The following is an 8,609-nucleotide window of genomic DNA, read 5'->3' as shown; positions in this document are numbered from 1 at the left end:
CCTGAATCGCTTCTCCGAAATAGGAACACCGGTGACCGTCCGCCTCTCATAACATCTTCAAGTAAAAGCGCGGTTATGCTCTCGCGACGTTATGCAACAAAGCCACTCTGACCCCTAAGGCCTCGATGACCGCGTGGTGGATCGGCCAGCACTCAGCCAGCAACTCTGCCTTGTCCAGTTTCAGGGCCGCCTCGCTTCGGGTTCGAACAAAAACGGTGTTGCTAGCTGGCACAGCCTGCGGGTCGAGGCCGAGGACGCGTAGCATGTGAAGGACGCGGGGTTGCAGGCCCCATTTGCCAGGCTCGGCATTTGCCCATCGTGCATTTGCATATGCGGACCATGGGCCGGGGCGACTAGCAAAGTCGTCAAGGTCGTGCGCTATCGTCTCTTCCGACTGAATTTCGGGATCGCCACCGGGATTGAGACCCAAGACATACAGTGCTCGGGAACCCGAAAACGCCTCTTTGCCGGTGTAGAAAACCGCACCTGATCTACTCAGCAGTTTGGGAGAGAGCGAAGCGATCGCTTGGTGGATTTGGAGAGGAAGCGTACTTGAAGAGGGCATCGGGCATTTGGATATTGCATTCTATCGAGATCAACAACCTCGTTTCACCAAACCCCTTGCTGCGCTCTTGGCTGCCGCCAGCCGATCCCGTAACGAATGGCGTCGGCGGCGTGATCCGGCGCGGCGCTGTCGACATCTTCGATGTCACGCGGATCGCGCGGCAAGACAGGCAACGTCTCCCAGGCATAGTCGCAGGACCTGCTGAGATAGAGACCGGGCAGGTCGGGCTTGCCTGCCTGCGAAAGCAAGGTGCGCATCCGCTGCCAGCCCGCTTTGCGCGATCCCTTTCCGGCCGGATAGAAAGTGACACCCGAGCGCGAGAACTCATCCGCGATGGTCGCCGCACTATGGCCGCGAGCGCGCGCAAATATGGCGTCGTCAGCCGCGCCGCTGGGCTTGACTGACCATCTGCCGCACATGTCACGGATCGCTTCGGCAAGGCGGGGCACGGTCCATCCAAGGCCCTCAGACGGGCGATTTGGCCGTGTCGTTGCCAGTTCGTCGAGCGCGACGATGGAACCGCGGGGGTAAAAGCAAGCATCCGGTCCGGTGGCGCCAGGTGAGATTGCTAGCAAGTATGTCGCCGATGGCGAAGAGGAACCGAAATCGTGCGCAAGGTGGGTCCGCCAGCCATAAGGGACCGATTTCCATGGGTCGATCGCACACCGCTCAGGCGACAGGCAGCCCGCGAAGAAGGCTCCGCGTGCCACCGACCAGTCTCCCTCGGTCCAGGCCCGAAAAAGCTCGTCATCGCCCGCGCAGGCGGCGCGAAGCTGGAGGCGATAGTCGTCACCGTCCAAATGCGGATTGTCGAGAAACGTGCTCGGCGCGTGCACGCACGGGCGACCCGACGCAGTCGGGAATGGTGCCCAGGCTTTCCCGGTGAGAACATAGCGCGCCGCTACCCACTGGTGCCCTACCCCGCCCGGATTGCCCGCGTATACGGTTCGCAGCGGGATGTCCTTGGGCCCACGAAGGTTGGAGCGCAGCATGTCGATCACCTGCGGCGTGGCCCACTGCGTGACCTCGTCGACCAGGATCATCGTGAAGCTGCGACCCTGGACTTTATCGTAAGCCGCGAAGCTATCGACCTGGGCAAGCTCGACATAGCCATATGGGAGCCTGAAAACGTGCTCGGATGCGTTATATGAGGCCGCCGAGCCATAGGCAGCACCGAAGAGCTGTCGAAGGACCAGCTCGAAGTCCGACAGACCCTTATAGGTCTTGCGCACGTAGAGAACGCGTGCCCGATCGCGGTATTGCTCGATGTGCCGCAATATCAGCAATGCCTTGCAATGCGACTTGCCACCTCCCCGCCCGCCACCAAGGAAAAGGTCGATGGACTCGGGCACAGACAGCACGCGCTGCTGATAGGGCGTGGCCTCGACCACCTGCTCATCCTGATGGCGATCGGTCACGACGCATGCCCCTCAATCACGCGGGCATAGTCCTCGACGGTTGCGGATGCGGCCGGCAGGTTGATCGTGACGTTGACGCGGGCTTCGGCGGCAACAGTAGGCGTGCCATGATCGCGGTAGCCGTGCCGCCCTTTGAGCGCGAATATGATTGCCGTGGTCTCCCCGCCGCGCGCTTTATCCATAAGCAGGGAAACGAGCTCGTCCTCTTCCAAGGTGCGGGTCTCGGCCAGGGCGGAACCCACTCGCTCGTCTTCGACCCTCACCCGCTGCCACGTTCGGAAGTTGATGCCGAGGCCTCGGGCGATCCGGACCTCAGAGACGCCGCGCCGACAGGCATCGAGGACGGTGCCTATATCCTTGTTTGGGATAAGGTACTTTCTGCGATCCGAACGCGGGTCCAGCGCCATAGGCCCCCCGCCCCCCATGGGGGAGAGGGCCCCGCCCTCCCCTTCGACACGATGGTCTGTGGCTTGAGATCGGTGCTCAGCCCGGTGCTCATCGCGCCCGTCGTCGTCCAAGTGCATGATCTTGAATCCCTTTCCCGCCGCCGTGACCCAATTTCAAATCAGTGGGTCTGGCGCGTGGCAACGCATCCAGCCATGCCGGCCTGGGCATGGAGCATATGCAGCGGCCTGGGCTTTTTATTGCCGCGGCTTCTGCGCCTCGGGACGCCGTCATTGCCGGGATCCTGCCGCGGTTCCAGGCTATCAAATGTATTGAGGCGAAGGCTTCACCCTGCCGTGGTCGGCCAGGGTCTTTCTCATCGTGAATAGCGTGGCGGGCCTGGGTGGACAGGTAGACGCGCTGTTTCCGCTTCTTCCTAAATCCGGCCATCGTGGCCACCATCATGGTCAACACCGGAAGGATATGGATTTATAAAATAAGAAAAATAGAGCTTGTCTACCTGTCTACTGTCTACCTTGGTCAACGATCACATGAGAGGGTTGCGCTTCACATAGGCGTCGTTGCAGGCCGCAGCACCCTTCGCCTCCCAATGCTCATGGTCATATACCGACCAAAGCTGAATGGCTGGCCTGTCACCCTTCTTGTACCGCGCCAACTGAATTGCGTTGGCGTCGTCCTTCAACCACTTTATCAACCTGTTCCTAATGTTCCTAGGCTGGCGCGTGTAACGCTCGGGTACAGCGGTAATGATGTCGTCAAGTCGAACGAGCCCGAAATCGAATGGGGCCGACCTGGCCTCAAGCAGGTCGGTCAGGTGCTGCTCCGCGTCACCCATCGACATCGACCGCATCTCCGCCTTGCCCTTCGTCATGGGCGCAACCCCCTTGGGGTTGAGCTTGACTTCGCGCTTCCCAAGCTAATCGGCGACATGGGCTGGGCCATCGCCATCCAGATAAGCGAACAATCGGGTATAGTATTCTTCACCGGCTGGAACCGCTGGGGAGAACATCACCTGCCAGCGACGGTCGCCCTTTTCAATCGGAAGCGCATCGTCGTGATTGGTGAAGCAGATGAAGTTCAAGCGATTGGGTACTGTGTACGCCTTGCCGTACATCGGCCTGATGCTGAGATAGTCGTCGGTGATAGCTGGCTTCAAGCGGTTGGCGACCTCCTGCCTACCCAAAGCCATCAGCTCCTCGATGATCGCCAGTTGCGCGCCCACCTGCCAGTCAGTGTACTTTTCCACCACTACGCTGTTGGTCGGCCTGGTGACATTACCCTCCCCGATCATCCTGGCAATCAACGTGCCCAGCGCGCTCTTACCAGTGCCCTGCACGCCTCGGACTAGCATGGCGAAATTGATCTTGGCGGCGGGCTTCCTGACAAGCAGCGCGAGGTAGTCGATGGCTTGCTCGCGCTCGACCTCATCTGGAAACAGATAGGCCATATGCTCCAGGAAAATGGACACATCGCCCGGCTTGGGTTCGACGCTGCAGTCTCGCCAGAGATTGTAGGACTGGCCCCCGTGCGTATTGGCCACGACCTCGCCTTCCCACGGCAGATAGACCATGGACTCGAATTTCCGCATTGGCAGCTTATCGCGCCATATCGCTGTAAGGATGTCACCCTCTGGCCACGCGCCCGCGTACAGCGATTTGAACTGCTGCGCTGTAAATCGCTTGGTGTCGGCGCACCTTACAAAACACTCGGCATCGGCGACCCATACGAAGCGATCGGCGATCTGGACCTGAACATTCGGCCTGACGATATCGTCCGAAACGTCGTGCGGCTCCTCCACGACCCCCTCGAAGTCACTGACAGCCGTCACGGCATTGACGACGTCCCGATGGCCGGCATCGGTAAGCGCCTTAAACAGCGTGCCGACTTTGATGCTGTTGGGTTTAACATCGAGACTGTTCCAGCGCATGCGGATTTCATCGGCGCTGCTCGCATAGCGGGGGTCAGCTAACGACCAATCGAGGAATACGTCGACGCCGGCGCCACCCGTTGCATGGTGACTGGCCATCATGAGCTCACGCCATTTCACCTCCTCTTGGAATTCGGTCACGTCGAGCTTGGCGAGCATGGTTGCGAGCTGATCGGCATCGAACTGGCCAGGTTCGACATCGCTGCTGACAGCGCTGCGCTTTATCAAATCCAGAAGTCCCTCGGGCGCAGCCTGGATGGATGACAGCGGCACAGCGAGCGGATCGTCGTTCCACCGATATGCCTTGCCATTGGCGTGTACCGATCCAGCCGCCACGACAAACCCGCCATGCGTCTTGATGTCGATACCTTCATATCCCACGATCTTGCCCGCAACGGCCATGTCTGCCGCCTTGATCAGGTAGATGTGCCGACCGCCCGATCCGGTGATGACGAACGGATGGTCGTCAAAATCGATGCCCAGATCAGTAGATAGGCGCGCGAGCGAAACGTCGCCACCGTTGCGCAGATCCACATCGAGCACGAGGTCGGTGGGCGCCAGCCTGGCACCTATGTTTTTGCCCATCGCCATATGGTCGGCAGCTTCGTTCGGTTCCAAAGGGGCTACCAATCGCCAATTCGAGACGGCTGGCTGCTTCCCACCCGGCTTACCGTTGCGCAACTCGGCGCGGCCGGTCAGCGGAATCAGATCGTAGCGACCTAAATACGGCTGCAAGGCCGATGTGTGATGTATTTCGCTCATCGGGCAGCCTCTCCACGTACGAAGGCGTCCAGATCGGTGACATGGTAACGGACCAGCTTGCATTGGACCACTTGATAAGCCGGGCCTTCGCCGCGCGAGCGCCAAGTCTTCAAGGTTCCGGGTGAACAGGACAAGTAAACTGCGGCCTGTGGGCTATCCTTCCAAGGCGAGGCATTGATGCAATCGCCAAGGGCACGCCTTACGGCGCCCTCGACGATCTCTGCGAGATCGTTGGACATGCGTTCATTCCTTCACGACCGCCAATTGGCGGTGGATTGATGGGAATGACCGATTTTCAAAAATTGATAATTACATAGGCTAGGCTTAGGGAGGGTATCGGTCAGGACCTACCGCGCTGCCCCTTCGTAAGGGCGTCCCGAACCGCGCGGCTGGGGCTTACTACGCCCGGTATTATGAATCAGATATCAACGTCACTAATCGAAATCTGTTGACGCGCCGCAACTGCAGCAGACTGGTCAAATCATATATTTTCTGGCTAAGGTCGGCAGATGGACATGTCTCAATATCTTCGCGAAATGGCCCATGCTGTGCAAACGTTCATACCTGCCGTGTGGGTTGAGCATGACAACGTCAACGTGATCTCGGCCAAGGTTGCAAAATTAGAGGCCGCGACCACCGACGGTTATCAGCGCGTTCAGGAAATTTTGCAGGTCGACGAAGCGGACGAAGATGGGCTTGCCACGGCGCTTCATTGGGACACATATTTTGGGGTTGATAAGGAGACCTATCACGCTGGCAAGGAGCTCGACGCACTACGCCAGCAGGAAGATGCGCGGGCCTTTTCACGGTCCGCTATGAGCAGCACAATCCTACACTTTGCAAAACAAGGAATTTCCGTCGTTCACGGCGACCTTAAAGGATCTCCGCCTGGGAGAGATGTACATGGGATTTGCCTTTCTGAACTCATTTGGATGGGACGAAACCAAGGATTGCATTGGGAGGAGGGTGGTTTCGGAAAAGGGGTAACGGCTGTTTTCGACAAGCTGGCCGCTGCCGACGCCGTGTTTGGTGACTACACCGATCGAAGCATGGGCTTTGAAATTGTGTCCCTTTTAGGCTGGCGGGACTACGCCGCCTTCGAGAGCGATTTGCAAAGTCTTTCATAATTACCCCTCCCATCGCAGACCAAATCCTCCAGCGCCTGGGAATGATTTCGCAGATGCTCAACGAGGTGCTCGGCGTGAACATAACCACCGGAAGCACCCGGCAACTTTTGACCGAGCAACAGCGCTCCTTCGGCGTATGGCACCCCTCCTGCGATAAGGAGCGTGCGGGCAAGGTGACGATACTCATGCGGGCTCGGCAATCTGTCGTCCCTGGGTTCCATCGTGTGGCCGCACTTGCTGGTCGCTGACGGCCACAGCCATTCGCTTGCCAGTGGTTCGTCCTCGGCCATTCGCGCCTTGAGGCGGGCGGCGAGATGCGGACCCATCGGGAACATCATCGCGCCGCCTACCTTCATGTGCCGAAACGTCAGCACGTCCTTTTCAAAATCGACATCGTCGCGCCGCACATTGAGCAACGAGGTTCGACGTGCGCCGGTCAGCATGAAGGTGATATGCAGGTCGCGTCGGGTGGGCGGCAGCTTTTCCACTTCCAGCCACCATGCGGTCAGATCGAGCGCGTCGACCTCACGGCGCTTCGGTGTCGGAATACGGAGTGCTGCTACCGGATTGCCACCGATAGTCTCGTCGATCCTCATGGCCGTGTTCACGGTCGCTCGGAGCGTTCGCATCACGCTGCCGGCCGTCGTCTGTCCGTGCTTCCGCTTGAGGGTATCGTAAAGCTCTCGAACCTCCTGGCGGGTGATGTCGGTCACAGCCCGCTTCCGAAACTTTGTGAGGTAGCGGTCCAAGTGATACTTGTACCCCTCGCTCGTGCGCGGGCTGTAAGTGCGCTCGGATAGATGGGCGTCCAAGGCCTGTTCCAGCGTGATGCCACTTTCGTCCGGCCCAGCAGTGGGATCGATGCCCGACTGGATTTGGCTCATCAAGGCCTTGGCTCGATTGCGTGCCTCGCGCAGGCCGATCCGGTCGCACCTGTCGATCTTCATTCGTACTGTTCGGATGTGACGACCGTTGCGACGGACATCGCCCTGGACGGCGTAAGTGCGGGAGGTCTGATGACAAATCACCATGAGACCCTTTACCTGCTCGTCGCGGTGGATGCCTGAACCCATGGGAAGGTCACGGATTCGCGCCTCGGTGAGATTTACAACGGCCATCTTGGTCTCCGAAAAGTACCGGCCTGAGCACCGTAAATGTGCTCTCTTCGAGCACCTCAGGTTGACCTAGATGTCGCTAAAAACAGCCCTTGCGAACCAACATTTACCCTGATCGACCTATATTCTCCTCAGATTCCTGATCTCTTAATCAGCGGGTCCTTGGTTCGAGCCCAAGTGCGTCCACCATATTTTTCAATGACTTAGCCAAAGAGCGGTGGGATGCGCTATTTCTTTAAGTAGCAAATAGGTAGCATTGCGTTTGACCGCGAAGGGTACCACGCACATTTTGCTCAGAAACCGGGCTTCCCTCGACCATTATCTCGCCCGCCTGCCCAGGCATTTTTCCCAATCGGCTAAACCGCAATTCACCGGTTCGAAGTTCGCAGCCGACCCTCGAGACGGGGGTAGCTTTAGTCCCGCAGAAAGCCGTGTTCGCTACTCGGGGTCGCGAAGTGCCTCGTAGAGCTGTCCGGGCCCAAGGAGGATTTCCTTCAGCCCATCGCGGACTTTCTGGCTGTTGAGAGCTTGGCTGCTCATCGTCTCGTGGGCGGTCAGTGCATCCATCACCGCGTTCAGGATTTCGGCTGCCAAAGTGGGGGAGGCAGCAAACTGAGCCTTGGTGTTGTTCTGCGCCTGCAATCGCAGGGATTCAGATTCGAGCAGCTTCCCCTTGATGACGTTGTTCACGTAAATGAGCTGATCGTCGTCAGTCAGCTCGCCTTCGAACAGGTCATTTACCTTGGCAATGATCGCCGCCAGCAGCGCTTTTTGCTTGTCCTGGACGCTACCCGAGCCAACGCCGGTGATCGGCGGCAGTTTCGGTAAGTCGTCGCCGCCGATGGACAACGCGCGTTTACCCTCGTTTTTCAGGTTGTGATGGGTGAGCTTTACGCTTGAGAGATCTACTCCTTCGCGTTCGCGGCCGAATTGCAGCAGGGGCAAGAGGCGCTTAAAGAACAGGAACCGCTTCTCGATATCGGTGCTGGCGTAGTCGAAGATCTGTGACAGGAAGGTGTAGAGGTGGACGAAGCCTCCCATGTCATTCTTGAACAAAAGCAGGGCGTTCATCTCATCCCGCACCTCATCCTGGGCGGTTTTGTCCTTGTTGGCCTGAGCCGCCTTATAACGGACTTGAGCCTCCTTGAACTGGTGGAGCAGCCGCTGGGCGACGGGCTCCAATGCCGCGCGCTGAGTTGCTGCCGGTCCCATGGACACCAAGTTAGACTACATGAGCCTGCTTCTCGAAGTCCATGGGGCTGAGATAGCCCAAGGTCGAGTGCCTGCGTG

At 58.7% G+C, this 8,609-nt stretch carries 8 protein-coding genes; 1 reads left to right on the top strand and 7 read right to left on the bottom strand.

The window, feature by feature from the left end:
• Positions 1 to 609: 609 nt before the first annotated feature.
• The 5 genes from IEV62_RS17835 to IEV62_RS17815 form a co-directional block, all read right to left on the bottom strand.
• A complete protein-coding gene (locus tag IEV62_RS17835; RefSeq protein ID WP_188449907.1) occupies positions 610 to 1,983 on the bottom strand; it encodes a phage terminase large subunit in 1,374 nt (457 codons plus the stop codon).
• Positions 1,980 to 2,390: a hypothetical protein gene (locus IEV62_RS17830; protein ID WP_188449905.1), complete on the bottom strand. Its 411-nt coding sequence runs from the start codon at positions 2,388 to 2,390 to the stop codon at positions 1,980 to 1,982. Before IEV62_RS17830 ends, IEV62_RS17835 begins: the two co-directional genes overlap by 4 nt.
• Before the next feature lie 524 nt (positions 2,391 to 2,914).
• On the bottom strand, positions 2,915 to 3,259 hold the full coding sequence (locus IEV62_RS17825; RefSeq protein ID WP_188449903.1) for a hypothetical protein: 345 nt from the start codon (positions 3,257 to 3,259) through the stop codon (positions 2,915 to 2,917).
• 45 nt (positions 3,260 to 3,304) lie between these two features.
• Positions 3,305 to 5,077 (bottom strand): bifunctional DNA primase/polymerase, encoded by a 1,773-nt coding sequence (locus tag IEV62_RS17820; protein ID WP_188449900.1) that lies wholly within the window; start codon positions 5,075 to 5,077, stop codon positions 3,305 to 3,307.
• On the bottom strand, positions 5,074 to 5,316 hold the full coding sequence (locus IEV62_RS17815; protein ID WP_188449898.1) for a helix-turn-helix domain-containing protein: 243 nt from the start codon (positions 5,314 to 5,316) through the stop codon (positions 5,074 to 5,076). The genes IEV62_RS17820 and IEV62_RS17815 overlap by 4 nt, the downstream gene beginning before the upstream one ends.
• A 270-nt stretch (positions 5,317 to 5,586) precedes the next feature.
• Between IEV62_RS17815 and IEV62_RS17810 the strand changes: the two genes are divergently transcribed.
• Positions 5,587 to 6,204 (top strand): hypothetical protein, encoded by a 618-nt coding sequence (locus tag IEV62_RS17810; RefSeq protein WP_188449896.1) that lies wholly within the window; start codon positions 5,587 to 5,589, stop codon positions 6,202 to 6,204.
• Here IEV62_RS17810 and IEV62_RS17805 read toward each other — a convergent pair.
• Together IEV62_RS17805 and IEV62_RS17800 are read right to left on the bottom strand one after the other, a co-directional pair.
• The gene (locus tag IEV62_RS17805) at positions 6,165 to 7,322 is read right to left on the bottom strand and encodes a tyrosine-type recombinase/integrase (protein WP_188449894.1); all 1,158 of its coding nucleotides are present in this window, start codon (positions 7,320 to 7,322) and stop codon (positions 6,165 to 6,167) included. The two genes, IEV62_RS17810 and IEV62_RS17805, sit on opposite strands and share 40 nt — an antisense overlap.
• 435 nt (positions 7,323 to 7,757) lie before the next feature.
• Entirely contained in the window at positions 7,758 to 8,531 is a 774-nt protein-coding gene (locus IEV62_RS17800) for a hypothetical protein (protein ID WP_188449892.1), read from the bottom strand.
• Between the last annotated feature and the right edge of the window lie 78 nt (positions 8,532 to 8,609).

The sequence above is a fragment of the Sphingomonas psychrolutea genome, assembly GCF_014636175.1.
Taxonomy (GTDB): domain Bacteria; phylum Pseudomonadota; class Alphaproteobacteria; order Sphingomonadales; family Sphingomonadaceae; genus Sphingomonas; species Sphingomonas psychrolutea.
The sequence above is the reverse complement of the archived record's forward strand: the minus strand, read 5'-3'. Positions and strand labels throughout refer to the sequence as shown.

Bases quoted from the DNA above. Each gene is read 5' to 3' on its own strand.
- IEV62_RS17800 (WP_188449892.1), bottom strand. From the start codon at position 8,531: ATGGGACCGGCAGCAACTCAGCGCGCGGCATTGGAGCCCGTCGCCCAG.
- IEV62_RS17805 (WP_188449894.1), bottom strand. From the start codon at position 7,322: ATGGCCGTTGTAAATCTCACCGAGGCGCGAATCCGTGACCTTCCCATG.
- IEV62_RS17825 (WP_188449903.1), bottom strand. From the start codon at position 3,259: ATGACGAAGGGCAAGGCGGAGATGCGGTCGATGTCGATGGGTGACGCG.
- IEV62_RS17830 (WP_188449905.1), bottom strand. From the start codon at position 2,390: ATGGCGCTGGACCCGCGTTCGGATCGCAGAAAGTACCTTATCCCAAAC.
- IEV62_RS17815 (WP_188449898.1), bottom strand. From the start codon at position 5,316: ATGTCCAACGATCTCGCAGAGATCGTCGAGGGCGCCGTAAGGCGTGCC.
- IEV62_RS17810 (WP_188449896.1), top strand. From the start codon at position 5,587: ATGGACATGTCTCAATATCTTCGCGAAATGGCCCATGCTGTGCAAACG.
- IEV62_RS17820 (WP_188449900.1), bottom strand. From the start codon at position 5,077: ATGAGCGAAATACATCACACATCGGCCTTGCAGCCGTATTTAGGTCGC.